The organism is Bacillus xiapuensis, assembly GCF_002797355.1.
Taxonomy (GTDB): domain Bacteria; phylum Bacillota; class Bacilli; order Bacillales; family Domibacillaceae; genus Bacillus_CE; species Bacillus_CE xiapuensis.
In genome coordinates this window covers 625522-652428 of record NZ_KZ454940.1, presented here as the reverse complement: position 1 = coordinate 652428, position 26907 = coordinate 625522, and the positions used below count along the sequence as shown (strand labels likewise).

Annotated in this window: 25 protein-coding genes and 2 pseudogenes; 23 read left to right on the top strand and 4 right to left on the bottom strand. The window is 33.6% G+C overall.

Going from position 1 to position 26907, the window contains the following annotated elements; all coding sequences use genetic code 11:
* The first annotated feature begins 38 nt into the window (after positions 1 to 38).
* From CEF20_RS14825 to CEF20_RS14805, 6 genes are all read left to right on the top strand, one after another.
* Entirely contained in the window at positions 39 to 1625 is a 1587-nt protein-coding gene (locus CEF20_RS14825) for an ATP-dependent nuclease (protein ID WP_157796309.1), read from the top strand.
* Entirely contained in the window at positions 1610 to 2626 is a 1017-nt protein-coding gene (locus CEF20_RS14820) for a hypothetical protein (protein ID WP_040036768.1), read from the top strand. Before CEF20_RS14825 ends, CEF20_RS14820 begins: the two co-directional genes overlap by 16 nt.
* 642 nt (positions 2627 to 3268) lie before the next feature.
* The gene (locus CEF20_RS14815; RefSeq protein ID WP_100332635.1) at positions 3269 to 3985 is read left to right on the top strand and encodes a hypothetical protein; all 717 of its coding nucleotides are present in this window, start codon (positions 3269 to 3271) and stop codon (positions 3983 to 3985) included.
* Between the two features lie 454 nt (positions 3986 to 4439).
* The gene (locus CEF20_RS17185) at positions 4440 to 6284 is read left to right on the top strand and encodes a DEAD/DEAH box helicase family protein (protein WP_232713559.1); all 1845 of its coding nucleotides are present in this window, start codon (positions 4440 to 4442) and stop codon (positions 6282 to 6284) included.
* Between the two features lie 133 nt (positions 6285 to 6417).
* Positions 6418 to 7524 carry a DEAD/DEAH box helicase gene (locus CEF20_RS17180; RefSeq protein ID WP_232713558.1) on the top strand — a complete coding sequence of 369 codons (1107 nt, stop codon included), beginning with the start codon at positions 6418 to 6420 and terminating at the stop codon, positions 7522 to 7524.
* Positions 7525 to 8307: 783 nt separating this feature from the next.
* A complete protein-coding gene (locus CEF20_RS14805; protein WP_100330123.1) occupies positions 8308 to 9444 on the top strand; it encodes an IS4 family transposase in 1137 nt (378 codons plus the stop codon).
* On the opposite strand, the gene CEF20_RS14800 is transcribed toward CEF20_RS14805, so the two are convergent.
* Both CEF20_RS14800 and CEF20_RS14795 read right to left on the bottom strand, forming a co-directional pair.
* The gene (locus tag CEF20_RS14800; RefSeq protein ID WP_100332634.1) at positions 9445 to 10392 is read right to left on the bottom strand and encodes a sporulation-delaying protein SdpB family protein; all 948 of its coding nucleotides are present in this window, start codon (positions 10390 to 10392) and stop codon (positions 9445 to 9447) included. It lies immediately after the preceding gene.
* Positions 10386 to 10916 carry an SdpA family antimicrobial peptide system protein gene (locus tag CEF20_RS14795; protein ID WP_157796308.1) on the bottom strand — a complete coding sequence of 177 codons (531 nt, stop codon included), beginning with the start codon at positions 10914 to 10916 and terminating at the stop codon, positions 10386 to 10388. Before CEF20_RS14795 ends, CEF20_RS14800 begins: the two co-directional genes overlap by 7 nt.
* Positions 10917 to 11410: 494 nt before the next feature.
* Between CEF20_RS14795 and CEF20_RS14790 the strand changes: the two genes are divergently transcribed.
* On the top strand, positions 11411 to 11788 hold the full coding sequence (locus CEF20_RS14790; protein WP_157796307.1) for a PH domain-containing protein: 378 nt from the start codon (positions 11411 to 11413) through the stop codon (positions 11786 to 11788).
* 233 nt (positions 11789 to 12021) lie between these two features.
* Here the strand turns inward: CEF20_RS14790 and CEF20_RS14785 are convergent.
* Positions 12022 to 13146, bottom strand: a pseudogene (locus tag CEF20_RS14785) (IS3 family transposase).
* A 127-nt stretch (positions 13147 to 13273) separates the two neighbouring features.
* Here CEF20_RS14785 and CEF20_RS17175 point away from each other — a divergent pair.
* From CEF20_RS17175 to CEF20_RS14760, 5 genes are all read left to right on the top strand, one after another.
* Positions 13274 to 13741 (top strand): hypothetical protein, encoded by a 468-nt coding sequence (locus CEF20_RS17175; RefSeq protein ID WP_232713557.1) that lies wholly within the window; start codon positions 13274 to 13276, stop codon positions 13739 to 13741.
* Positions 13742 to 13806: 65 nt separating this feature from the next.
* Entirely contained in the window at positions 13807 to 14247 is a 441-nt protein-coding gene (locus CEF20_RS14775; protein WP_100332630.1) for a sensor histidine kinase, read from the top strand.
* On the top strand, positions 14225 to 14833 hold the full coding sequence (locus CEF20_RS14770; protein WP_100332629.1) for a response regulator transcription factor: 609 nt from the start codon (positions 14225 to 14227) through the stop codon (positions 14831 to 14833). Before CEF20_RS14775 ends, CEF20_RS14770 begins: the two co-directional genes overlap by 23 nt.
* A gap of 640 nt (positions 14834 to 15473) precedes the next feature.
* Positions 15474 to 16217, top strand: coding sequence for an ABC transporter ATP-binding protein (locus CEF20_RS14765; protein ID WP_100332628.1), 744 nt, complete (start codon positions 15474 to 15476; stop codon positions 16215 to 16217).
* Between the two features lie 77 nt (positions 16218 to 16294).
* Positions 16295 to 18196, top strand: coding sequence for an ABC transporter permease (locus CEF20_RS14760; protein WP_232713556.1), 1902 nt, complete (start codon positions 16295 to 16297; stop codon positions 18194 to 18196).
* 237 nt (positions 18197 to 18433) lie between these two features.
* Here CEF20_RS14760 and CEF20_RS17170 read toward each other — a convergent pair whose 3' ends face one another.
* Positions 18434 to 18637 carry a hypothetical protein gene (locus tag CEF20_RS17170; RefSeq protein ID WP_232713555.1) on the bottom strand — a complete coding sequence of 68 codons (204 nt, stop codon included), beginning with the start codon at positions 18635 to 18637 and terminating at the stop codon, positions 18434 to 18436.
* Positions 18638 to 19098: 461 nt separating this feature from the next.
* On the opposite strand from CEF20_RS17170, the gene CEF20_RS14755 reads away from it, so the two are divergent.
* From CEF20_RS14755 to CEF20_RS17165, 11 genes and pseudogenes are all read left to right on the top strand, one after another.
* Entirely contained in the window at positions 19099 to 19302 is a 204-nt protein-coding gene (locus tag CEF20_RS14755) for a helix-turn-helix transcriptional regulator (RefSeq protein WP_100332626.1), read from the top strand.
* 200 nt (positions 19303 to 19502) lie between these two features.
* On the top strand, positions 19503 to 19937 hold the full coding sequence (locus CEF20_RS14750; RefSeq protein WP_232713554.1) for a hypothetical protein: 435 nt from the start codon (positions 19503 to 19505) through the stop codon (positions 19935 to 19937).
* A 71-nt stretch (positions 19938 to 20008) separates the two neighbouring features.
* A complete protein-coding gene (locus CEF20_RS14745; RefSeq protein ID WP_100332624.1) occupies positions 20009 to 20326 on the top strand; it encodes a hypothetical protein in 318 nt (105 codons plus the stop codon).
* A gap of 530 nt (positions 20327 to 20856) precedes the next feature.
* Complete coding sequence (locus CEF20_RS14740) at positions 20857 to 21999, top strand: ThiF family adenylyltransferase (protein ID WP_100332623.1); 1143 nt, start codon at positions 20857 to 20859, stop codon at positions 21997 to 21999.
* Positions 22000 to 22012: 13 nt separating this feature from the next.
* Entirely contained in the window at positions 22013 to 22915 is a 903-nt protein-coding gene (locus tag CEF20_RS14735; RefSeq protein ID WP_100332622.1) for a hypothetical protein, read from the top strand.
* Positions 22916 to 22957: 42 nt separating this feature from the next.
* The gene (locus CEF20_RS14730) at positions 22958 to 23914 is read left to right on the top strand and encodes an ABC transporter ATP-binding protein (protein WP_100332621.1); all 957 of its coding nucleotides are present in this window, start codon (positions 22958 to 22960) and stop codon (positions 23912 to 23914) included.
* The gene (locus CEF20_RS14725; protein WP_100332620.1) at positions 23889 to 24662 is read left to right on the top strand and encodes an ABC transporter permease; all 774 of its coding nucleotides are present in this window, start codon (positions 23889 to 23891) and stop codon (positions 24660 to 24662) included. Before CEF20_RS14730 ends, CEF20_RS14725 begins: the two co-directional genes overlap by 26 nt.
* A 5-nt stretch (positions 24663 to 24667) precedes the next feature.
* Positions 24668 to 25387 carry an ABC transporter ATP-binding protein gene (locus CEF20_RS14720; protein WP_157796305.1) on the top strand — a complete coding sequence of 240 codons (720 nt, stop codon included), beginning with the start codon at positions 24668 to 24670 and terminating at the stop codon, positions 25385 to 25387.
* A 1-nt stretch (position 25388) separates the two neighbouring features.
* Complete coding sequence (locus tag CEF20_RS14715) at positions 25389 to 26105, top strand: hypothetical protein (RefSeq protein WP_100332618.1); 717 nt, start codon at positions 25389 to 25391, stop codon at positions 26103 to 26105.
* A 270-nt stretch (positions 26106 to 26375) separates the two neighbouring features.
* A complete protein-coding gene (tnpA, locus tag CEF20_RS14710) occupies positions 26376 to 26774 on the top strand; it encodes an IS200/IS605 family transposase (protein WP_100331937.1) in 399 nt (132 codons plus the stop codon).
* Between the two features lie 4 nt (positions 26775 to 26778).
* A pseudogene (locus CEF20_RS17165) lies at positions 26779 to 26907 on the top strand (RNA-guided endonuclease TnpB family protein); the annotation flags it as partial.

The window sequence follows — 26907 nt, the reverse complement described above, 5'->3', positions numbered from 1 at the left end:
TTGCCGGGATAAAATGTAAATAGTTTGGAGTGAATAAGTTGATAGAGAAAATAAGATTACATAATTTTAAGGGATTTAAAGAACAGGTAATACCTTTTAACAAAGGTAGAAATATTTTGATTGGAGAAAATGGAGTTGGGAAATCTTCAGTTTTATTAGCTATTTCCTGTGTTTTAAGTGGCAGTTATTCTGCTATAGAAAAAATAGGATTACATAATCTTTTTAATATAGATGCAATTAATGAATTTATGAATGGTGATAAAAAATATGATAAGTTACCAGTGGTTGAAGTTGAATTATTTATAACGGATGAAGTAATAAATCATGAAATTAACGGGAAGAAGAATTCCACTAATCTAGAAAAGAACGGCCTAAGATTACTTATAAGTCCGAATGAAGAGTATTCAGATTTAATAATAAAATCACTAGAAAGTACAAATATATTCCCTTTTGAATATTATAATGTTGAATTTCGAACTTTTTCAGACCGAGCATATAGTAGTTATAAGAGATATCCAGACCACATAAAGTACTCTTATCTGGATAGTTCAAAAGTAAATTCTAGTTATGCTATGAAAGATTATATTAAACGTATATACGAAAGTAAGACGGATCGAACGTTAAGACAAAGAATCAATAACAGATATAGAGATATTACCCATCAATTTTCAGATAATTTGTACTCAGAGTTTAACTTAGATGCCACAGATGATATAAAAATTAAATTAAACACCGAAAATGAAGATAGTTTTCAAGAAAATATTACAGTTGAAAAATCAGGTATTATAATCCAAAATCTGGGTCAGGGGGAAAAGATGTTTATTAATACCGAATTTTTGCTTTCAAACGCCAGAGATAATTCTGAGATTATCCTTATTGAAGAACCGGAAAATCATTTAAGTCATCTAAATATGCATAAACTTATTGATAAAGTAATCACAGCAGGTGATGAAAAACAAACATTTATAGCTACACATAGTAATATGATTGCCTCTAGATTAGATTTAAAGAATGCAATATTTTTTAGCGAAAATCGCATTATGAATTTAAATGAATTAAAAATAGAAACTGCAAAATTTTTCAAAAAGGCACCAGATAATAACGTTTTAAACTTCATTCTTTCCAAGAAGGCTATTTTAGTAGAAGGAGACGCAGAGTATATTCTATTAAATGAATTCTATAATTACCTGACTGGTGATGAGCCGTATAATAATAATGTATCTATTATATCTTGTGGAGGTAAGACTTTTAAAAGGTATCTGGAAATAGCAAAACTGTTGAATAAAAAGGTAGTTGTTATCACAGATAATGACCATGATTATGAAAATAATATAACTAAAACCTATTCGGACTTTAGATCGGATAATGTAGAGATTTTTGCTGATAAAGATAACTTAAATCATACTTTTGAAGTAAGTTTATATAAATATAACGGTTCGTTTATAGATAGTTATTTAGAGAATGCATCCATGACTAACGGAGTTCAAAGTTATATGCTAAATAATAAGGCTGAGTCTGCCTTCAGACTATTATGCTTATTCACTGATGAAAACCCTGATACAAATTTGGAAAAATTCAAAATACCACCATATATTGAGGAAGCGATTCAATGGATAACCGGTTAAATAATAAAACAGTAATTAATGCGGTTGCGGGGTCTGGTAAAACAAGCTATATAATTGATCAATTATCATCAGATGGTAAAAAAAGTTTAATACTAACATATACAACAGCAAATCAGGAAAATTTAAAGGAGAAGATAATTAACAAATTTGGATATCTACCCTCGAATATTTTCATATATGGATATTTTGAGTTTTTATTGAAGTTCATTATTAAACCATTATGTCCTTATCCAATTAGAGATATATCCTATGAGATACCGCATTTTAGAAATACTAGTCCTTTTACTAGGAATAAAAATAAGATATTCCATAATAGAATGGCAAAATATATACTAGAAAATTTATTAAGTTTCAAACAAAGAATGGATAGGTATTTTGATGAAGTTTTTATTGATGAAATGCAAGACTTAGCCTCGGACGATTTTAAATGGATGCTCTCCTTGAAAGATTTAGAAATACCAGTAACGCTAGTTGGTGACTTTTTCCAATCAACTTTTGCTTCAAGTAGACGAGGAAATCATTTGGGAAATCTATATAATAATTTCTCAACCTATAAGGAAATAATTGAAGAAGCAGGATACTACTTTGATACAACAACATTAGTAAAAAGTCATAGATGCACCTCAACTGTCTGTAATTTTATAAAAGATAATTTAGGAATAAATATAGAATCAGCAAATGACACTACATCAGAAATAACGTATATCGCTGATGCTGAGAAAATAAAGAAAATACTTGAAAATAATAATATCAAGAAGCTATTTTATCAAAAATCAGTTAAATTTAATGTAAATGGTGAAAACTGGGGGAATTCTAAAGGGATGACTTATGAGAATGTCTGCGTAATTTTAAATGATACTACATTTAAAAAATATGTAAATAATCAATTAGGCGAATTGGCCCCTCAGACACTACGAAAATTTTATGTAGCCTGTACTAGAAGTAGTGGGGATATATATTTTATTAAAGAAAAAGATATTCCTGTCGACTATAGAAAATAAATTAGATAAACATTATATTTGATTTAAGAAAAGCATTAGGAGCGATCTCCCCTAATGCTATTTTTTTTGCCCCTCAAATAACCACGGTGAACCGTACCATAAGTAAATGAGGTTTTTCGTGGTAGTCTGATTCATAAAGGATTTCACATAAATCTACAAATATCAAATATGGAACAGGTTTTTAAGTTATTAACTGCACTACATAAGTGAGTTTCCTCAAGTGAGCGACATTTTAGGGAAGGGTATATGGTATAAATATTACCTATTTTGATATCATTTGTTACCGTTAAAGGTGAGGAATTTATTGGAACGTGTAGTGCTGACATGTTTAGAAACATATCAAGGAAAAAATACTCCTGTATATATATGTTTCTTTAGCCACTGTACATGAATGGGCTGAAAGTGATGTTAAGCTTTTAGAAATCATCTTTATGCCAATAAAGTTACTAATATATAGATGAGTATTATGAGGCATGTAGGAGAATTAAGTAAATGAATAAGTCTGAGCCAGCTTAATAATCAAAGTATAGAACTCTTTAACCATAATGGTAAAGAACTTTTTAAAATATTACAAAGATACAGACTTTAATTATGTTAAAGTAAAAAAAGTTGAAGAAATCAAAGATTATAAGGAGAAAAGTTATGCCACAGACAATACATACAGACAATAATAAAATTGCTGCATTTTGTGAGGATGTTTTAGAAATAGAAAATGCAAAACTTCCTGATGAATACTATTACTTAAGCCTCTCAATTTGTGTTATTGACTCTGTATTTTCTATAGGGGTTCGGTATGAAGGTGTTAGAAATACAGTAAATAGGTTTTGTAGTTATTTTAATCTCAATAAGGAACGCTCTGGAACGGAACTTCCGGTTATCAGTGAACAATTTTCAATTGAACAGTTTTTAAGCTCTTTTGAAAGTTTAGGGTTAGAGATATTTGTGAGTGATGTATTCAAAAATAAGCAAAGAACCTCCCCAACTAACGGTATATTAAAAGCAGAAGCAGTTTATTTGTTCTGTAAAGTTCTTAATAAATATGGAGTGAATTTTTTACAAGATGTAAGGAAAGTATACGGTAATGAAGAATTTGAAAATGAAATTAAAGCTATACCAGGTCAAAAAAGTGGTATTTCACTTGTTTATTTTTATATGTTAGCTGGGGATGACCAGTGGGTAAAACCTGACAGAATGATAGTGCGATTTTTAGAAAAGGCGCTTCAGAGAAAGGTTAAGATTGAAGAGGCACAAAGTTTATTAGAGGAAACTACTAAAATACTTGTAGAACAGTATTCAAACATTACTCCACGTTTACTTGATTATCAGATATGGAACTTTGAAAGAAGTAGTATTAATTAATCAATCTGATAATGGTAAGCAGAGTTGATAGAATTGCTACTGATATAGTTGGAGCACTAATAGGGCGTCAAAAGTAACCCTAGTAATGCTAGAAAACTACTTAAATTATGGTAGTGTACAAATTCAAAATAATTCAAGTAAAAAACAAGAAAAGTGTTGATTGTAAGATACGAGTCTAATGATGCCTCGAAAAAATTTAAAGAGTTAAACAAAATAAAAACCCCTCATTTAGATGCGTTACAGCGAACCGTATCATAAGTGATGGTAAATAAAAAAGGAACTAAAGATAGAGATTGATATAATAAAGAAACTTAGAGGATTCTAATTGATATACATTTAATGCAAGCTTTATTGTGGAGCTTGTTCTTTTTTTATATTCATTCAGCAAACTTTCCAAATTCTGATTATGATATCATTAAACTTAAGATTTTGTAAATATTGTGGGAGTGAAAAGATGGACAAAACAAAATTAGAGTCGGTATTGAAAGCTTGGCACTTAGTTGAAGCATTAGCACCAAGTGAAGTTACAGGTAAGGGAGAAGTTTTGGAAAAGCGTTACTTCGAAGATAATAAAAATCGAAGCCGAACGCGGTTGGTAGAATTAAATGAGAATCCTTGGAAGATTGATAAAATAAAAGATAGTAAAAAACATCAAGTTCGATTCCGTTATTACTTAGCGTGTTTCGAGCACCACAAACTTGTCAGTTTTATGCGTGATATTTTTAAAAATGACGATGAGATTATTAATAAGGATCATAAAACCTTATTTAGTCTTTCTTTTTTGGTGGATAGTAATGGTAATTATATAAAAGATTCAATGTTTGTTCCTTTTTTGATGTATGTAATGAAAATTATGGAAGAAACCTCTAATGTACCTTATGGGCAATTAAAGACGCCTTTTTGGAATCAAATGAAATTATTTGAAGAACAAGCACAAACCGTTTTTTCTAATGGAGTAACAGAAGAATCATTACTTTTAATTCAACAAGTTTACAGGAAATATTTCTATAAATTAGATAAAAATTCATTAAATTATCTAGAGATTGAAGTTATGAAGGCAGACCAACAATCATCATCAAAGAATTTCAATAGCTTTTATATAAATGACTTAGAACTTATTTTATCAAAAGGAGAGAATGAAACACTCCGTCGTTTTATCGAAGGAACACCTACAGATGAATGCTTGGATATAAATGAGAACCGAGAATATATTGAAGAGACTTTACAGCCCATAAACCTACCAGATGGACGATGGCCGTCACCTGTAGATCACAGATTGTCTTTAATGCAGCAAGTAGCAGTAAATCAAATTTTAAATAAGGATAAAAAAGTTAGTTCTGTGAATGGACCACCAGGAACAGGGAAAACTACGTTATTAAAAGATATCTTTGCAAACATTGTAGTTCAAAGAGCAAAAGAAATGATACAACTAGATAGCCCATTGGAAGCGTTTACAAGAGCAAAAACTATCAATTTAGAAGGTTTCCATTATCCGATCTATTTATTGGATTTAAAATTAAGTCAGTATTCAATGGTTGTTGCTTCGAGTAATAATGGTGCAGTAGAAAATATTTCAAAGGATCTTCCTAAAATAGATGAAGTTATTCGGCAATCTGTTAAAAGTAAGTTTAAAGAATATGAAGAGTTATATGCTAAAGAGGCAAAGGAATTATCAATGTATCCATCTTCCGCAAAAGATCTTCTAGGGAGCAATGAGGATACATGGGGGCTTTTTTCAGGAGCTCTTGGAAAATCTTATAATATAGCTACCTTTGGTTGGAGATTATATGGTAGTAATAACGATGAAAATGCGTTTCTTAAACAATTGGAACATGACAGTAAACAAGTAAACATAAAGGATTGGGAAGATGCAAAAAAGGAATTTATAGATATTTTTAAAATTGTAAAACAAGAAAAGGAAGAACTTCAAAAAATTAGTTTTGAATTTGGGAATATAAAAGCCTATACTGATCAACTAAAATTGTTAGAGGATCAGTTACTTATTCTTGAGCAAGAACAAATAAATTTAGAGAATGAGAAGGAACATTTAGAACATCAAAAGCAACTGACAGAACAACAGATTCAATCCCAACCTAGACTCTCTCTTTTTGAGAGAATCTTTTGCAAAAACAGCAAAAAAAACGAGCTAAAAAATGAACTTAATGATATTATCACGCGTTTAAAAGAAGAAGAAAATAAATTACATTTAAAAAGTAAAAAAATAAACGAGGATAACAAAACTGTAGAGGAATTAAAAGAGAAAATATCTATTTTTACAAAAAAAAGTAAAATATTATAGTAAGCAAGGACTCATCTTACCGAAGGAGAATTATTGGTCTAATACGAAACAGGCATACGAGTTTCGCCAATTAAATACCCTTTGGCTTACAGATGAATTAAACTTCAATAGAGGATTATTATTTTTAAAGGCCATGAAAATCCATAAGTTAATTTTGGCCTTTAACTTTGAAGCAATTAAGTCTACTTTGCGTTTATTAATTAATCGTACAAATTTAGATCTTAATGATAAGGATCATAGAGAATATCTCAAGAACATGTGGCAAACTATTCATTTAATTACCCCTTTGATAAGCACCACGTTTGCAAGCTTTAGTTCTATGTATAAGGGTATAGAGGAAGAATGTATTAATTATTTGTTTATAGATGAGGCAGGACAAGCTAACCCTCAACAATCAGCCGGAGCCATTTGGAGATCTAAAAAAGTCATAGTAGTAGGTGACCCGATTCAAATTGAGCCCGTTGTAACAATTGATAAAACAATTTTAGAGGATATTAAGAAGTACTTCGAACTAAATGATAAATATATTGGAATAGGCGCATCAGTTCAAACTTTGGCAGATGCTGCAAATCCATATGGAATGTATAACAGCTATGGTCAAAGAGTTGGAACACCATTATGGGTTCATAGAAGGTGTTCAAATCCAATGTTCTCCATTTCAAACAAAATAGCTTATGATAATAAAATGGTATTAGGCAAAAAGGGTCGAGGAAAGGGCGTATGGTTGGACTGTAAAGGTTCGGCTATAAACCGCCAATTTGTTAAAGAGCAAGGAGATTTGGTGGCAGATCATATTATTGAATTATGGAAAAAAGCTTCAGGACCACCTAATGCGTATATAATCTCACCTTTTACTGCAGTAAAAGACGGAATAAAAAAAATTCTAAAAGAGAGATTAACAAACATGAATATATCTAAAGATATTTTAAATGATTGGCTGAAAAATTCAGTAGATACTGTTCATACATTTCAAGGAAAAGAAGCTGATATTGTTTATTTAGTAACTGGCACAGATGGAAATAGTGATGGTGCAGCTAACTGGTCTTGTTCAAAGCCCAACTTGATAAATGTAGCTGTTACACGGGCTAAAAAAGAGTTATATGTAATTGGTGATTATAACCGCTTTTCTAAGAAACCTAACTATTCTACTCTTATAGAAAATATAGCACAAGTTATAGATGAAAATGACCGTAAACTTATTTGTAAAATGAAAGATGAGAATAATAACTCCCTTTTATAATTATAACAATAAGCGTATTACAAAAGTTGTAATCAACGGTTATAAGGTTCTCCCGTAATTTTGGTGATCGCTCCAGAGGTTAGTTATACTGATAAATCATTCTCTCTGGAGGTACTGATCATAAACCCATCTTCGCCATGGAAGGAGAAGTCATCATAGTGCCGATCCCTATCGGGAGACCACTCTTATTCTCCTACAGTGAAAAGTAAAAACTTCCGATATTTTTCTCGCCTTGAAGAAACAAGGTTACAATCAATCTCTTTCTACTTTAAGAGACTATATCGGGAAACTTCGTAAGCAAGAAAATATGAATAGAGAAGAAGTAGCTTTTCAACCGCTTTTTGAAAAGCACGGCTAATTAAAAGCATTGAAAGTACTCATTCAGTCCTTTCAATATCTAATGAATACAAAGAGAACGGCAGCTGCCCTAATGACAGGGTGGCCGGAGCCGAGAAAAGCAATATGTAGAGATCAAACTATTTGTTCATTATCTCCAAGCTGATTGGGAAGCTATCAAAAATGCGCTTCGTTTTCCCTGAAGCAATAGCCTCGTAGAAGGATAAGTGAACAGGCTAAAAGTGATTAAGAGACAGATGTATGGTCAGGCAAGCTTTGATTAACTTTGCAGAAATGTTCTGTATCAGTCGGCATAATACTTTCCTAAAAAATGTGCTTGATCAGGCGTGTTTATTATGCATAATCTTCCATAAAAAGACGACAAAAAGGGACACCTTCTTGTAAAATGTAAGTACCACCAAACATAAACGAGAAGAGGTGTCCCCTATGAAACAGAATACCATGTTCCCGAATTTGATTCAAAAGTTTATTTCCGATGAAGAGCTAAAACCATTGATTGAACTGGTTGGTTATGAAGATACCGCACGAAAACTAGACGTGAAAACATTGATCCAGTATCTCGTGACGGCGGCTGCTTGTGAGTGGAAAAGCTTACGCTACTGTGCGGACGTTAGCTCATCGGCCGGCCTTGTCGATGTGAACTATTCCACTCTTTCAAAAAAGATGAGTCAGCTTGATTACGAATTAATGAAGAACGTATTTGATTTAATTGTTCGCAAATGTAACCGGGCCACTCGTCGCACGTTGAAGATACCTAAACATCTGCTTCTTGTGGATTCCACCACGATCACCGTAGGGAAAACTCGACTTCCTTGGGCCGTTTATCATGGCCAACGCTCAGGCATCAAGCTTCATGTGAGTTTTTCATTGGAGACACAAATGCCTTTGAAAGTCGTTGAATCCACTGGTCTGACACACGATGGACCAACAGGTGAACAACTTGCCGATTCTCGCTTCATTTTAGTAGAAGACCGTGCCTATTTTAACATTCAACGGATTGATCGCTTTCTCGAAGAAGGACAAGATTTCGTGATTCGGATGAAAGAGAACGTAGAGTTATCTCATAAAAAATCCTTACAACGCCTGCCACAAAAGGACTCAAACGTGACGCACGATATCACTTGTTTACTTGGTTCCGTTCAATCTCGTTCGGAAAAACGTCATCGAGTGGTGTTTTTTAAAGATGACGAAGGACGAGAAGTTCGTGTCGTGACCAGCTTACGTCATGTGTCGGCAGAGGAAATCGCCAACATGTACAAAGCGCGCTGGGGCATTGAAACCTTTTTTCGCTGGATCAAGCAAAATTTAAATGTGCCTGTTTTATTTGGTACGACCGAAAATGCGGTGTTTAATCAGCTTTTCGCCGCCTTCATTGCCTATGTTCTGCTTCATTGGTTATATAAACAGACAAAATCCTCCATTTCCAAACCGAACCTGTCGTCAGTGGCTTTTCAGCGCATGCTTTTGACAGGCGCATTACCCTTACAGTGGTGGGATCGAATGGTCTTATTTCTGTATCACTATTTTGATCAGAGCAGGAGAAGTCTGTCTAAATTTGGTTAATCAACAGGCGTGATCCAATCTCTTTATATCCCCCCTTTTGATTGGATACTTTAAAACATGGAACTTACTAAATTGAAATTCTTTCTCAGCAGGCCTTAAAAATAGGAACAATGATCCGAGCATAATTAATGAGAATGAAAATAATCCTAAGAAAACCGCAAAAATCTCATGCATAAAAACTGCGAAAAACAAAATGTATGACCAATAATTTTTAGGTGCGAATAGTGCTAAAACTAATACCGTTTGCAGAACTAAAGTTCCCCAAGTAGGTATCACTATTAATCTTGAAGATAAAATAAAGTCAAATATTTCCATCATTCTAGGGTTCAAACCAATCATTGAGGATTGCATATAATACCAAACTGCAGTTCCATCAATCCATTCTGGAACTGAGAGTTTTGCTACTGTTGAATGGAAATATATTATCGCAACCTGAATTCTGATAAGGATAAATGAAATTTTTGATATTATCCTTCTATTAATAAAGTTTGCATTTAAATCTATTTTTCTGCACCAATGATTTTTTCTTGGATCACAGAGTGTAATCGGAATTAATAATAGCGTAATAACAGCTGCAACATTTTCTCCACCGTCAATTGTGACGGCAGATTGGTGAAAACTGTAAGAAACCCACCAGTGTAAAAGTCCTGTTATTTGTGGTCGCCATCCACTTGCAACTAATAATAAGATCATCACACAAATCCATTTAATTATATTTAAGTATGTATAGTCATTTGGGACTAAGCAAAATATAGTTACTATACTATTCCCGCAATTTGGATATATGTTTGAATCGGAAGTTGGTCTGAAGAAAACCTCAACGTCGTTAAAAATTAGAGTAGAGGCAGTAGCGAGTGCGATAATAGTCCTTGCCATTCCATACATATTTGTCCAAGGATTATATTCTGTTACCCAGTTAACAACTCTATCGTTTATTGAATTCAACATTCTACATCTACCTTTACTATGGTTGACGGCATTATTATTGAATCAAGTTGATCCCCCCAAGCCCACGGAACCGGTTCTTGGTTTACTACGCCCCATTTCCCGCAAATGCTAGGATTTTTATTAGTATTTTCTATGTTAATAGCAGTTTCTGTTGTTTTAAAACAACTATAAACGTCGTTCTCGCAATTTTGATAGCTCTCTTCATCTATTGCGCCGATAATAGAGCCTAGTTCAATTCCCTGAGCTCTTCCTTCACGGGAAATTCCAAGGTAATTTGATAAAGAATTATTTGGCCACTGTAATGCTTCTTGTTCCTCTAATGGCACTGCATTTAAATCTGGCTCTCTAGGGGATTTACTGAAAAACCCCCAACCTTGAGGTAGTACTTCATTAATTACGCCTTTTAATTCCTTGTCTATATTCAAGGTATTTACAGGCAAAGCGGAAGTAATTGAAAGAAATATTAATAAAAAACCAATTGTAACGCTAAATATGAAAATTAAAGCAGGACTTTTTTTGTACAAATTTAACATCCCTTCAATTTAATTTGAATATTTGTATTTAAATTACCAATATTGTAACATACAAATAAGTTGAATGGAGGTAAAATTATCAAAATTCTACTTTATGATAATGATTCTATGGTCTGTAGTAGATTTATTAGACTGGTTAATAAGTTGGTTAGAAAGAGAATGTTATATTTTTCTAATATAAAAGGAGAGTCTTATGGTGAACTAATTCGAAATGATAAAGTAAATACAAATATAAACAGCCTTATTTTATTCAAACAACAAAAAATATGAGTCAGAAGCAATTATTAAGCTATTTGAATTTGGAAAACTATTTAATGTTGCATATGTCATACCAAAGATAACAAGATCTATGATTTTCTCTCTATTAATTGGTATCACCTAAGCAAAAAGAAATTATGTGAATTAAATGTTATATTAAATGAAAGAATACTAAAATAAAATTATGGAGTGAGGAAATGTATTTTAATTCGAAAAGAGATATTTGGATGGGTGCTATTCATCTCTTAGCTGTGTTCATATTAATTATAGTACCTATTGCAAGAGCTGAAGAATTTTCCTTCATTTTAATAATTACATTGATTGTACCCGGAATAATTTCTTTGTTAATGTGGTTTAGGACTGGCTATAAAATTACTAATGATGAACTTGTTATTATATATGGACCAATAAAATTCCGAATAGACGTTCATAAAATTCAGACTATAAATCATATGAAAAGTCCATTTGTTGGTCCAGCACTATCCGTTGATCGGATAGGTATAACACATTCAGGATTTAAATTTATTACTATCTCTCCAAAAGATAAAGAGAAATTTATTAAGGCGGTTTTAAAAATAAATTCAAACATAAAAATCAATAAATGATGGCAAGAGGAAGTATTCACTTTCTGAGGCGTAAAAGTTTCGGCTAACAAGCAAATCGAGTGTTCGTAAAAGTACAATTAAAGTTGATAAATGGAAAGGAATGAAGATAGGTGTAAAAAGCCCTAATTATCTATTAATCAAGATATTTTATAGGGGGCAGTTCTTTGAAAAATTTAAGGTCTTTTATTCTACTATGGGTCAGCCTGGAATGTCAACACTAACCTGAACAATTTTTATAAGGACTGCTGCTTAAATTCAGTCGGTGTCAGATATCCTAGTGTTTGATGAATCCGAATATGATTAAACCAATTTACATAATCCCACAGTTCAAGATCTAGTTGTTCAAGGGAATGGAAAGTACGTTGGTACACAAATTCGATCTTAAAGCTCTTGTATGTCGCTTCTGCCACGGCATTATCATATGGACATCCTTTTGCGCTAAGTGAACGCTGGATACCAAATGCTTCTGTTGCTTCTGCCATCAGTTGATTATCGAATTCTGAGCCACGGTCTGTGTGGAATAACTGTACATTTGTCAGGTTGCCTTTAATGCTACTTAATGCTTTGTAGACAAGCGCTGCGTCTTTATTTGGGCCCGCACTTGCACCGACTAATTCACGATTAAAAAGATCGACAAACAAGCACACATAGTGCCATTTTTTCCCGATACGCACGTACGTTAAATCACTGACTAACACCGATAATTCCTTCTCTTGTTGGAATTCACGATTTAATACGTTGGCGATTGTCGCCTCGTTACTTTGTTTTTTTTTGTGGTCGGTAATAAGCAACCGTGTAATTCGAGACAAGACCTAAATCCTTCATGATTCCCCCTATACGTCGTCTAGAAACCATCATGTCTTGTTTCTCTAATTCTTTCTTAATTTTACGTGTCCCATAGTTATTACGACTTTGCTTAAAAATCGTATAAATACGCTCTTGTAAGTCTGCTTCCTCCGCTTGTTTTTCGTCATCTTCACACTTGTGAAGGTGATAGTAGTAAGTACTTCTTGGAATTTGTAGGACGTCACACATGGCTGATACCGAATAATTGTGAGCGTTGTTACGAATCACATCTATTTTCGTCCCATGATCAGCGCGGCTTGCTTTAAAATATCATTTTCCATTCGTAGGCGTTGCACTTCTTTGCGTAGTTCAAGCAATTCTGTTTCTTCTGTCGTACGATTGTCTTCTGCCTTGAAAGACCCTGTTTCCTGGTGATTTTTAATCCAACGATCTAATGAAGAAGGCGTAATATCATATTCTCTCGCAATATCCGCACGTGATTTTCCATTTTCATAAAGCTTCACCATTTGTAGCTTAAATTCGGCTGTAAACGTTCGACGTTCTCTTCTCATTTTGACCCGCTCCTTAAGGTTAGTCCTTTTAGAGTACTATTCCCTTATAAGAGTTGTCTAACTTAGTGTAGCCTATCCACGTTCCTTTGTTATAACGATTATCCCTTTTATCGCATTTATAATTTTTTTGAATGAAAGGGGAAATATTTTTACCAATTCAGCTTTCTATATAATTTTTATTTTTCCTTTATATAGTATATATTTAATCGTTAAAAAAATTAAAAAGGAAATAAAAATAGGGCAACAATTAAATTCAAGAAATAAAATGATCATCAGTGTAATGACCGTACCTTTCATGTTGTATATTGGAAGTTCTTTGGGCTTGGATGCCATTGAGTACTTTATCATTGCGCATGCCATTTTATGGTTTAACATTTTGTATTTCATTTTAATATATAGCCAGGTTAAGGACGCTATGATAAACGGAACCGAAAAACATCAATATAATTCATATATAAATAGTATTATTCAGATTTCGAGGGAAGAAAAATTAAAAAAGGACTTTTCTAATTACTTACACGATGAAATATTACAAGACTTATTAGCTGTAAAAAATATTATAAATAAAGCGGATAAGGCGGAGATAAAAAAATAATAGTTGAAACGCTTAATGATTTAAATAAGTCAATTAGAAGACAAACAGAAGAATACCATCCGACTATGTTAAGGACGCTAACTTTAAAAGAAAACTACAGCAATCTCATTGATAATATAAAACAAACGTTTAGATCAAAACAGATTCATATATCCTTTATTTGTGAAGAAGATATATTTTTACTAGAACCATATCATTTAATTGTCTATCGTTTTATAAAAGAGTTAACAACAAATAGTTTTAAACATTCTCAAGGAAACAGAATATGGATCCGCTTGCATCAAGAAATGGATGAAGTAGAACTAATCGTCGAGGATAATGGGGAAGGAAAAATGGAGTTAAATCAAATAAAAAAGGGACATAAAGGATTAGCCTCTATAAAAGAGCAGGTATATATGCTGGGCGGAAAAATGGAGATTAGTTCTGGAAAGCCTTCAGGATTTAAAGTAAGGATATACTTTTCAATGAAAGGGGATTACTCATATGAACATTTTATTAATAGATGACCATACGTTGTTTGCTAAAAGTTTGGCGATTGCTTTTGAGGATTATGATGAAATTAAATCATTTCAAACGATACAAAATGTTGATAATATAATGCAAATCATAGAAAGGGAAAAGCCGGATCTCCTTTTAATAGATATTAATTTAAGTAATATAAGCGATGAGGATGGAATTATTTTATCAAAAATGATTATTGAACATTATCCTTCCATACGGATTGTTATATTGACGGGCTATGACCTGCCAGTTTATCGACATGAAGCTAAAAAGGCTGGTGTTAAAGGTTTTGTTAATAAAAACATACTGCCTGAACAATTGTTGCAGATTCTCATACAAATTAATAAAGGGCATGAATATTTCCTAACAAAAAACTTGGATTATATTTGTGAATTAACTGAGACGGAGATTAAAGTTTTGCAGTTACTTAGTGAGGGAAATAAGCGGGAGACTATTGCGGAGAAATTATATATTAGTAAAAGAACGGTTTCAAACCATATCCAAAACATTTTTAGTAAATTCGAAGTTACTTCTTCATTAGAGGCGGTTGCAAAGGGAATTAAATTAGGATACGTAAAAAATTTACAATAATACACCGAACACAAACATCTAGGCGGGGAACATGTTTTTATTTACTGACAGATTGGGAGGAATGGAAGAAGGATTTTTCAAGACATCTAGTACGGATCCTGCAAAGTGTTCCATAACCGAAAACCGCAAAGATCAAAAATTTATTAAATAGCACATACTAGACAGTCCTTTAGTTTAAGGGCTGTTTTTTGTTCGCGGCCATTAAAAAATATAGTATAGGGCAATATATTTTTTGCATTTCGCTTCGTTTTACATAGGGCGGCAGCTATGTCTCGGGCTTAGAGCCCAGAAAAGCTTGCTGGCTTTGCCCTTTTCAAATTCATCTGTCTGCAGAAGCTCCATCTTAACTTTTTATAGGGTTGTCATAAATTACCTGAGAATGTTTGCGTCTTTTACTCATTTTTTTTAGCCATTCACTCACTATAATTTTTACTAAGCAGAAATAGAAGTAAAAGAAGGAGCAGAGAATAGGGAGCGTATAGATGTAAGCACCCTCATACACTTTTCAGCTCCATTTGCCGCTCACTTTATTTTGTGCATCAACTAAGAGGCAACAGATAACTAAGCGGAAAAAATTCAACTTGACCTCTACACTTACATTCTTTATTCAATTTTACCTTATAAAAGGAGAGATAGGGTTATGACAGAAAGTATATTGTCAGCAAGGAATATAACAAAAAAATATGGCGGTTTTAATGCTTTAGATAATGTATCGATAGAAATTCAGAGCGGTGAATTTGTTGGAATTATGGGTTCTTCAGGATCCGGTAAAACTTCACTTTTAAATGTCTTATCTACAATAGACACAGCTTCTGGCGGTGAAATCTATATTAACGGGCAAAGTATTGTCAAGTTACGGGATGGCAAAAAAAGTGATTTTAGAAGAGATTATTTAGGTTTTATTTTTCAGGAATATTTCTTACTGGATAGTTTAACTATACAGGAAAACATTGCGGTTCCCTTAACTTTGCTCGAAAAAACTCCAAAGGAAATCGAGCAGTCTATTTATACTTTAGCAGCCCGATTTGGAATTGAAAAACAACTTTCAAAATATCCAAACGAATTATCTGGAGGGCAAAAACAAAGAGCAGCTGCAGCAAGGGCTATTATAAAAGAACCAGCGATTCTTTTTGCGGATGAACCTACTGGCGCCCTTGATTCCAATTCTGCAAGAGAATTGTTAATGAAATTAAAGGAAGTAAATGAAGAGTTAAATACTACTATCTTAATGGTTACCCATGATGCTTATTCTGCCAGTTATGCAAACCGAATCATTATTTTGAAAGACGGACGTACTGTAAATGAATTAAAAAGGGGCGGGAGAAAAAGGAAAGAATTTTTTGATGAAATATTAGCGGAAATTGCGAATTTAGAATTTAAATAAGATTTAAGAGAGGGGTGATAAGGTTGAATGTGTTCACTGTGGTACAAAAAAACTTAAAGAAAAATATCTCTTTTTACATGTTATATTTGATTTCAGTTTCGGTTGTTTTAATGATTTTCTACTTTTCTATTTCTTTTGGCGGAAACGAGCAAATTTTAGAGAAATTAATGGGCGATAATAAACTAAAATCAATGGTAAATATCGTAATTCCTTTATTAATGATATTTGTATTGTTTTATATGTCCTATTCCAATAATTTCTTTATGAAGCGGCGTATGAAAGAATTAGGCATTTATACGCTGCTGGGAATTAAAAAGAGGAAAATTATACAAATTTTGTTTTTTGAAAACATCTTCATTTGTCTCTTTTCCCTTGTAATGGGTGTTTTATTAGGATCTGTTTTATTTAAGGGGTTAATGGCCTTTATTATCAATACAATGGGATTATCCGTTAGTTCAGAAATCCCCTTTTTAAATAACAAAGCTGTTGTGGTTACTAGCTTGTTTGTATGTATAGCTATGCTGGTGCTGCTTATTTCAAATTATATATTCATCCAAAAAACTAACCTTCTTTCCCTAATTAGATCGGATGAGAAAGCTGAAAAACAGATAAAACTAAAACTCTGGAAAGCAGTTTTGGGAATTGGATCTTTGTTGGCCGGTTATGTATTAGCTTTAGATATAAAAAGAGGAACGGATTCATTGTGGTCAACGATAGGCTTTTCTCCAATGTCTCTGATTACGTTTATTTTGGTGGTTATTGGAACAATCTGTTCTATACAATTTTTTATCCCGTATGCCATACAAAAAATAAAATTAAATAAAAACTATTTTTATAGAGATACGTCGATTATTGTGATCCCGCAATTTGTTCAAAGGGTTTATACAAATGCAAGAGTATTAATCATCGCTACATTAATATCAGCAGCGGCACTTTGTTTATTAGGTGCTGGTGTTATCACATTTTATTACCCTGTGAAAGCTATTGATCGAACAAATCCAGCGGCTTTTGAATTTCCTGCAGAAGATTCTGAGTTAGTGAATAAAGCATTGAATACGGTTGAAAAAGGGGCAGGAAAATCGAATTTTCTAACTCACACAACTCAAATAATGGAAGTTTCTTCTTCGTCCAAGTCACTCCCTTATGAATATTCAATAAAAGAAAAGCCAAGTTTTGATCTAGTCTCAGAATCAGATTATAAAAAAGCAATAAAGCTTAGGGGAGATGACGTACCTGAATTAGACTTATCAGATCATAATGTATTATTCGTTAAGTATAACAAGAATCAGGAAGATGAAACAGGAATGAGCTACCAATTAAACTTATCTTCAAACGAGAAAGTAAAGATAACGGTTCAAGATACAACGTTAAATAACACTTTATCTTTTGCTAATAGTGTTGGTACTCTCATTATTTCAGACGAGTTATACGAAAAAGCAGCAAGATATGAACTGCCAACACGAACGGTTATAAGTGTTTATGGAAAGGGATTGCGGGATAATGCAGATCTGCATGAACAACTGTCTTCCTTTTTTTTCGATGAGCCTAGATTTCAAAGTGCAATAGGAAGAGAGACAACCTTTATTAAAGAAAATAGCTCATCGTTGCTGATTTCAATATTTGCAAGTGCTATATTCTTAATTGCTACGGGCAGTATATTATATTTCACCAATCTTTCTAATGCGTACTCTAAGATTAGTGAATTTAATATATTAAATAAGCTAGGATACGAAAAACGGAAAATAAAATCGATTATTAATAATCAGATTTTGATTACTCTCGTTGTTCCATATGTTATCGGAAGTATTCACAGTATATTTGCATTAGAATGCTTTAAGGCTCTCCTGCCGAACTTAATCGGGGACAGCAGCGCTTTCTGGTTACCAGAAATTATAGCAATAGGACTGTTTACCTTGATTTATATTATTTATTACCAGATGACAAAATATACTTGTTATAAAGTGATCTTTACAAAATAGCAAAATACTTTGTGTAAATGAAAAATTTCATCAAAAAAAGGAAGCCTCTTTTCTGGTACCATAACCAATCCGAGAAAAGAGGTCTTCTCTATGAATCCGTTACAACAGAAATGGTCGATGCACTAGTGAAACAACAAGATATTATCAAAAACGGTAAAATATTTTCAATTCAGCCTCTTTAAATGTATACAGCTCTCCATAACGATGAAACTGCTTGATATAGATGAAACGAGCTGATTATCTTTCTCTAACTAATAAGGCATTGAAGACAACCGGCAAATCAGTATGTCTTCTTCTTATTGTAGTCTCCTCATACGTTCTGTAAGAGAAACCGGAACGATCAGCAGTTAAAACCTCGACCCCCTGTCCAATCACCTGTTCACTGCCGCCACCATAAGCAGGATTACAGCAGCATTCAGGCGGTTGGGCTTCAATTTTCAATATTTCAATATTCAGTTCTTAGTTCAGTGATGCAGCTTCGGGAAAAGGATTACCGGAAAGCGGAATTGCGGATGCAAAATCATTAAACCTCGTTACTTGCCAGTCCATATTTACGGAGCATGGTCCGCAAAATGGCTTTCCGGTTCTATCAGGAATTGAAGCAGTACCTAATCAGATATGGAGGAAATATCAAAATGATTAATAAGAAATAAGGGGATAGAAACGAGTTCAAATCAAACACAATGTTATAGTCTGCTTGTCATTTTAGGTATAATGCGGTGGGCCATATGATAAGCAGTGATCAAACAGAGAGCGGGCAGAAGAAATCTCGTCAAAGATTCATTTAAATAACCGTTTTAGATTTTCTTCTTCAAAAATGTAAAAAGAATTTGACATTGTTGGAGGAGATTTTTTATAATAAAAATGTAAAAAGGTTTTTACTTTTTTAGAGGTGTATGTAAATGGAAAATAACATTAGGGTTATAAGAAAAAGCATGAAGATTTCCCAAGAGGAACTTGCTTCCAGATGTGGTGTTACCAGACAAACCATAAATGCTATTGAAAACGATAAATATGATCCTACCTTAGCGTTAGCCTTTAAACTATCTCATAATCTCAACACAACTGTAGATCAATTATTTATTTTTAAGAAGGAGATGAAATGAGTGTAAAAACTGCGGTATTTAGCAAGATCATATTTGGTTAGTAAGGAACCGTTTTTAATCTTTGCACCGCTGCATTACGATTTAGGGCATTCTAAGATTCCATTACGCTAGAGAATTCGGGATTATAGGATGGATGGGTGCTGCTAAATTGTAGTAGCAGCGAACCATTTTATATAGAAAAGCACAAGAGCAAATAAGCAATGTCTTATGACCATAAAATTCAAACAAAAGAGGTGAATAATATGGGTGAAACAAAGAAATTGGCAATTTTCATTTCGGTTGCTGCTTTTTCAGCCATTTTCGGATATTCCATATATAAATATTTACGATATGGACAAGTTGATGGTACAACTATATTCTTTAGTTTTTTGGCATTGGCGTATGTTTTTAATGCCCTTACATGGGGAGATTTAGAGGGGAATAAGGATAAGGATGAATTGGAACAGCATATTGAAACACAGAGTTCGAAAATTGGTTACTATGCTCTAATGATATTGTCGGCCCTAGTATTATTTATAACTGAGGGAGTCGGTCATTTAAATGAGATAAAGAACTATCCTTTACTTATTGTAGTCGGTCTTACTTTTGTCACACAGCCCATTACGGCTTTTATTTATTCAAGAAAGTATAAATAACCTGTTTTCAAGAACTGGCAACTCTGAAGAAAGAATTATGTTGAAATGATCATGCAAAGGAGAGAGCAAAGATGGAGTTAGTTTTAGCTTACATAGTGATACCAATTATGTGGATATTGATTGTAGGATGGTTAACAGGCAGCAGTGAATTCCTTTTTGGTCCAAAAGACGATGAGCGAATGAAAACTATTAAGCAAAAGGCGGTTATTCAAAGCTGGGCTACGCTGTTCCTTTTCTTGTTAACCAATTTTCTATTTGACCTTTTTGATTTAAAGGATGCCCGTTTAGACCAAGTGGAGTTTGTCTATCCTGAACTTATATATATAATAATCTTGGTTCTAAGTTACTTTGTATTCTATTGGATCAACACTAAGAAAATGAGTGCTTAACTGGTATTAATCATGATGATGGATCAATTTAAGATTTACTTCCCTAAAATTGAACTGAAAAACGGTCATTCGGGGAAGGGGGGGAAGTCCTATTCAGAGATGAATTCTTTGCACGGCTTTTCACCTGTACATTTTGAACTTCCTGATGAACTGTATTAGCATCATTATGAATTTGTCAAGTGCGGCTTTCCGAATAAATATTTCGGAAAGCCGCACTCATTTTTGCAACTAAATAATGGTAATATAAATTTAGCTCGAGTGTAAATATTTGCTATAGCAAATTAAAACTCAGTCAAAACAATATATTGATTACTGAAGTCTTAACTATTATCGATTATTTGTTTTGTACTGTGGAGATGGAGGTGAACTTGATGAAAAAAGTTACTGTTCGTCGTGCAGTTAAGGTTGAAGCTACAGCATGGTGGATCATCTTCTAATGTATTTGACGGCCACTTAATTCAGAACAAAGTCGAGGTTAGTTATTTGAAACCTCGACTTTGTTTTTATAAATCAATATTTAGGAGGCTAGTATGAATAATAAGTACAATAAACCTCGTATTAAACCAATCTATCCACTATATAGATTGAATGAAAAGGAGTTCAGAATTGGTGCGCAATTGGGTATCACCGCTGAGTTTGGTGATCCAGATGGTCAACTATGGGAGCTTGCATCACGCTTAGACGGAAGAAGCGTAGAGAATGTTATACAAGAAATGATAGAACTTTTTCCGGAATTATCAGAAAAAGACATCATTGAAGGGGTTACTCTGTTAGATAACGAAGGATTCTTAGAAGAAACAATTTATGAGGATAATGCTGGAATTCCAGAACGTTATATGCCAAACGTCAATTATTTTAGTAGATTCATTGGAACAAATGGCAATCGGTTTAACCCCCAAAAGAAAATCAATGAAACTACGATTCTTCTTTTAGGGCTTGGAGGAGGAGGTTCGAACATCCTTACTCTTTTGTCTGGTCTGGGACCTAAAAAAATCATTATTGTTGATTACGATAACGTGGAGGAAAGTAATTTAGGCAGACAATTGTTATACAAAGAATCAGATATCGGTTCTCCTAAATGTGAAGCAGCGGCAAGAGCAATTTCTCAAATGAATTCACAATTAGAAATAGAAGCACATAACCAAAAGATTAAAACGCCTGATGACGTTTTGAAACTCATAGATGGTGTTGATTTGGTAATTTGTGCTATAGATGAGCCACCATTTGTTGCCCAAAGAATTGTAAATCAGGCAATAGTTAAAGCTAATGTCCCATGCGTTTTCGGTGCATCTCAAGTCAGTCGAGGACGAGTTTTTACTGTAATACCGGGAAAAACTGGTTGTTTTGATTGTTTAAATCTCCATTACAGTATGAATGATCCACAATTTATAGAACAATTCGTGGCTTTTAGAGAGATAAATTTTTCGCCACCTACCATTGCATATGCACCTGCCATTTTCCAACTTACAGCTGCTATTGTTGATGAAGCAGTAAGAGTTATTACAGGATACGTAGAACCGAGAAGCCTAAGTACTCAATATGAAATCAACTTTGAGGATGCTTCTTCATTCACTCACCCGTCATGGCATAGATATGCTGATGAATGCCCAACTTGCGGAAAAGGGAGCATCGAAGATTGGGAGATATTTCAATATTATGAGAATAAAAAGTAAGGTTTGATTTTAAATGACAGAGGGACTTTTTCTTAAACCTGTGTTTTCAAGAAAACTAAAAAGCGGAAAGTGGATAGTCTTAGCAGAAGAGGCCGTTCCTCTGGTAGTTGACGAAGAATTGGCTAAATGCTTAGCTCAGTCTAGGGATGAACTGGAATGTTATAGTGAGGATGTTTTGAACATTTTAAAAGAAAACGGCTTTTATGCAGATTCTTCTACTGAAATGAAGAAACTGCCAAAGGAAAGTACGAGCTTACAGTGGAAACTTGCAAGAGGTATTCTTTTCATCATAGGGGCACTTTCCTCGATTACGGTCCTTGTATTAACACTTTTTTATGGAGTACCTAGTGGAAGTAAAATTATCAATGACTCAGTACCTTTATTAATAAATATACTTTATATCGTGATTTTTTCATTATCAACAACCTTAGTTCATGAATTAATGCATGTCATCTTTGCACGAACTTTCGGATACAAAGCAGGAGGGCTTCGTTTACAGTTTTCCAAAGCCAAGGCAACCGTATCTATGACTCATATTTGGTTGTGGTCTTTTCTATCAAGGTTTGCTGCGCTATCTGCCGGAGTCATCTTTGATTTCTTTCTATTAGCTTGTCTGTCATTGGTAAATTTGGTAATAACAAACTGGATGTTAACTGCAGCCATCTCTATTCTATGGTTGAGAATTATTTGGCAATTCCGCTTTCATAAGAATTGTGATGGTCAACTCATTGCTTTATCGGTATTAGATAATCCAATGCTTGCTTTAGAGCAGACAGATGAAGCCGATAAAGACGTTCAGACATGGCGTAAGTTAAAAATAATTGGGTATCTTGTCGATGCCATTATAGTTGTATATTGGTTAATCCCTCTTTTCTGGAGCTTAATTTTAGCTGTTTTTTCGAAATTTTTCTCATAGCAATATAGTAAAGGTCATTAATAACAATACGGTGATGCCAAAATGAATAAAAATAAAATTACTACAGAGTGTTTGCAGATTAATTCAATATCCAAATCTTATAAACGTGGAAACGTGAAGGCTAATTGTGATATTTCAGCTATATTTTATCTAAATGAAATAGTAGCTATTATTGGTCATAATGGAGCTGGCAAAACGACATTATTGAACCAAATTATTGGTAATGTAAAGCCTGATCACGGTGACATCATTTATCAAGGTAAATCTTTTGTTCGTAACACAAAGCTGGCTAGAGAACTAGTCTCTATGATGCCGCAGTTTCACGCGCCGTTATCTGGAGTTACTTTACGTCAATCTATAGAGTCAGTTTTATATATTCGGGGTATTTCTGGAAAGCACAATAAAAAATATGTTGATGAAATATTAGCGGATTTAAATATTGAACAGTGGGCTGACAGACCTGGAGAAAAGCTTTCGGGTGGTTTACAACGATTAGCGTCTTTCGCAATGGCCGTTGTATGTCCTCCGCCTATTATTTTGCTTGATGAACCTACAAATGATGTAGATCCTGTGAGACGAAAATTGGTTTGGAAGTATATGAGGAATTTGGCCAATAACGGGCATATTGTAATAGTTGTCACTCATAATCTATTGGAAGCTGAACAATATGTTGATCGCTTTCTATTATTTGATCGCGGTCTTCTGATTAAAGATGAGCCCGCTAGAGGAATGAATGGACAAATGATGTCAAATATCCTTTCTGTTGTTTTGAATGATTGGAATTATTTATCTGATTTACCAGACTCTATTGAGACTAGATTTATAGAGGATGAAATGCAAGTCGTCTTTACTCTTTCATCTCAGCAAATTCCTGATGCAATTGATTGGGTGCTAAGCCTAATTAAACAAGGGAAAATCGTTAACTACAAACTTTCTTCGGCATCACTGGAAGCGTCATACGGGGGGGTAACAGATGAAAAAGAATATACCCATCTATAGTAAAGAAACTGGGCTTATTCTTAACATGAAAAAGCTCTGGGGCTTAATCCGCTGGAGCCTTGTTAGGCATAAATATTTGTTGCCTACTTTTAGCATTATACAAGCAGCTTTTGCTTTAGCTATTGTCTATGGTCTTGCCTTGCTAATTCCAGATATTAATGAATCCTCAGCGATATATTTATCTTCAGGAGCCATTTCTCTTGGGATTATCGCAGTTGGATGTGTATTAGCAGCACAAATGGTTAGTACCTCAAAACAGGATGGTATTTTTAAATACCAAAGGACATTGCCGGTTGCACGTACTGCGATATTACTTTCAGATATCATCATATGGTGTATTGCATCATTGCCCGGAGTTTTCATGGGATGTCTAGCTGCCATGCTTCGTTTTGATATTAATGTGTATATAACTCCATTAAGTTGTCTAATCATTGTGGTAGCACAAATAACTATGATTTGTATCGGGTTTGCTATTGCTTATTGTTTACCGCCTAATATTATGGCATTAGCTACCCAGTTGATCATGATAGGGGGATTACTTTTTTCCCCAATAACCTACCCTATAGACAGGCTTCCAGAATGGTCGGCTAATATTTATCAATTTCTTCCATTCGTACCAGCAGCGGATTTGTTGCGTTCTTCCATATTTCACTTTGGAACCTTTTCTTTCATTGATTTGTTCGTTGTAATATTATGGGCTGTTGTTGTATTTCTAATATCTCTTATCGCACTTTCTAAAAGGGAGTAATGATTTTGGTACAAATAAATATTTCTAATGTTCAAAAGTTTATAAATGACAAACAAATTATAAAATCGGCTAATATGGATATTTATGGAGGAGAGATTTGTGCCCTTATTGGACCGAACGGAGTTGGCAAAACTACGCTACTTAAATGTTTATTAGGTTTAGTATTTCCAGATCAAGGTTCTATTAAGGTAAATGGTAAATTGCTTTCAGAATCATCACGTGCTGAAATATTAAAACAAATAGGGACGGTTTTTTCATTTCCTTCAAGTATTTCTAGCATGACGATCTCCCAATTATTTAACGAGCATTTTCATTATCTTCAATTAGAAGAGCCTGGATCATATCAAGAGATACTAAAAAAACTTGATTTAGAAGTTCCGCTTACAACAAAAATAGGGAAATTGTCTTTAGGGATGAAACAACGTCTTCAATTGGCAATGGCACTCTCTCACCAGCCTAATATACTCATATTAGATGAGCCTTTTAATGGACTTGATGTTGATGGTATAAACTTAATAAAAAAAGTCCTTACTGATTTGAAGAAAAAGGGTATATCTATACTTATTACGAGCCACTCTTTGTCAGAGCTTGAAGACTTTGCTTCTAGTGTTGTATTCATGATGAATGGTGAAACTTATGAAAAAAAATCTGTTCAAAACATCATTCAAGAATATGGGGGCGGGCTTCAGGAGTATTATCAATTTCTAAAAGGAGACAATCGATAAATTGAAAAATAGCTTTAGATTTGAATTATCTCAACTTAAAAGTTATAGATGGATTATTGTTTTAATGGCTTTTTTTTCGCAACTACTATCACTTTATTTTTTTGCTATTATCGGACGATTCGATACATCTGAGTCGGATGATATTCTTAGAAATTACATGACGCTCTCAGGTTTAGCATCTACAATCTGCATGTGTATACTTGTTGTATATGGAACGGTTATGGTAAATCGTTTTCTGGTCAAAAATTATATAGGTGAAAGTAAAATAAGATTTTATCTATATCCATTTGGACGCTCCCAATTATTCTATACTAAAGTTGCGTCATTTTGTGGAACATTCGTTTTGTTTCAACTTCTTGGGATCACTTTATCAAACGCTATTTTTCTGTTAACGGAGTCACTATTTCCTATACTGATTACGTCACACCATGCATTCATGCACTTAACTCAATTTTTGGTTACTTCAATATCAGCGGTCATATTAACTATTTCTATCATAATTATTTCAAGTATATCTGGTATATTCTTAAACTCGACGGTAGCAACTATTGTTACAGGAATTGTACTGGTGGTTGTCTTTGGTAATATACTAGCTATGTCTTTTGCTAGTAATTTGCTTGTCACATTGGTTTCATCCATTGTGATTGCATCAATATCTGGTTTGTTCGTTAAAATGACGGGAACTAAAATTGAAAAGGATGAGGTCCTGACGAAATAAGTTGAAATAAGCAATTTCAAAAGATATACATATCGTCCCCTTTATATTTTGCCCTGCAAGTATACAAAGTATTGTAATTACAGATTTTCCGAACAAGAAAGCCCACACAGGTCGCAGACCGTCTTTAGACGTGGGATGATAGTGAGGTCAAATACGGAGTACCGCATTTAACCGTAAGGTTTTGCGGTACTTCAAGTATTGGAAAACTCCACTATATTTATTTTTATATATTTGTTGTCGTTTATAGTGAAAACTGATAAAAATATAAGCATGGAAGATTATAGAAGAACTACTACAACCGTATCATTCATTAACTATCATTTTGTGTTTTGTCCTCGATACAGAAGAAAAATATTTCTTGACAACAAGGTAGAAAAGAGATTCAAAGAAATGGTGCACGAAATATGCGAACCACTAAAAATACAAGTGATTGCTTTAGAATGTGACAAAGACCATGCACACATGTTTCTCAATGTACTACCTACACTAAGCCCTGCAAACATCATGGCAAAAATCAAAGGAGTGACATCTAAACAGTTGCGAGAAGAATTTCCGCACCTGCGACACCTGCCAAGTTTGTGGACACGTTCTTATTTTGTTTCTACTGCTGGAAACGTATCAAGTCAAACTATAAAGCGATATGTTGAACAACAAAAAACAAGGGGGTGAAATCATGTCACAAACAATCACTGTAAAAATCAAATTGCTACCTACTAAAGAACAGGATTTGACTTTGACCGAAATGAGTAAAACATACATTTCAACAATCAACGATCTTGTGTCTGAAATGGTAAAAGAAAAG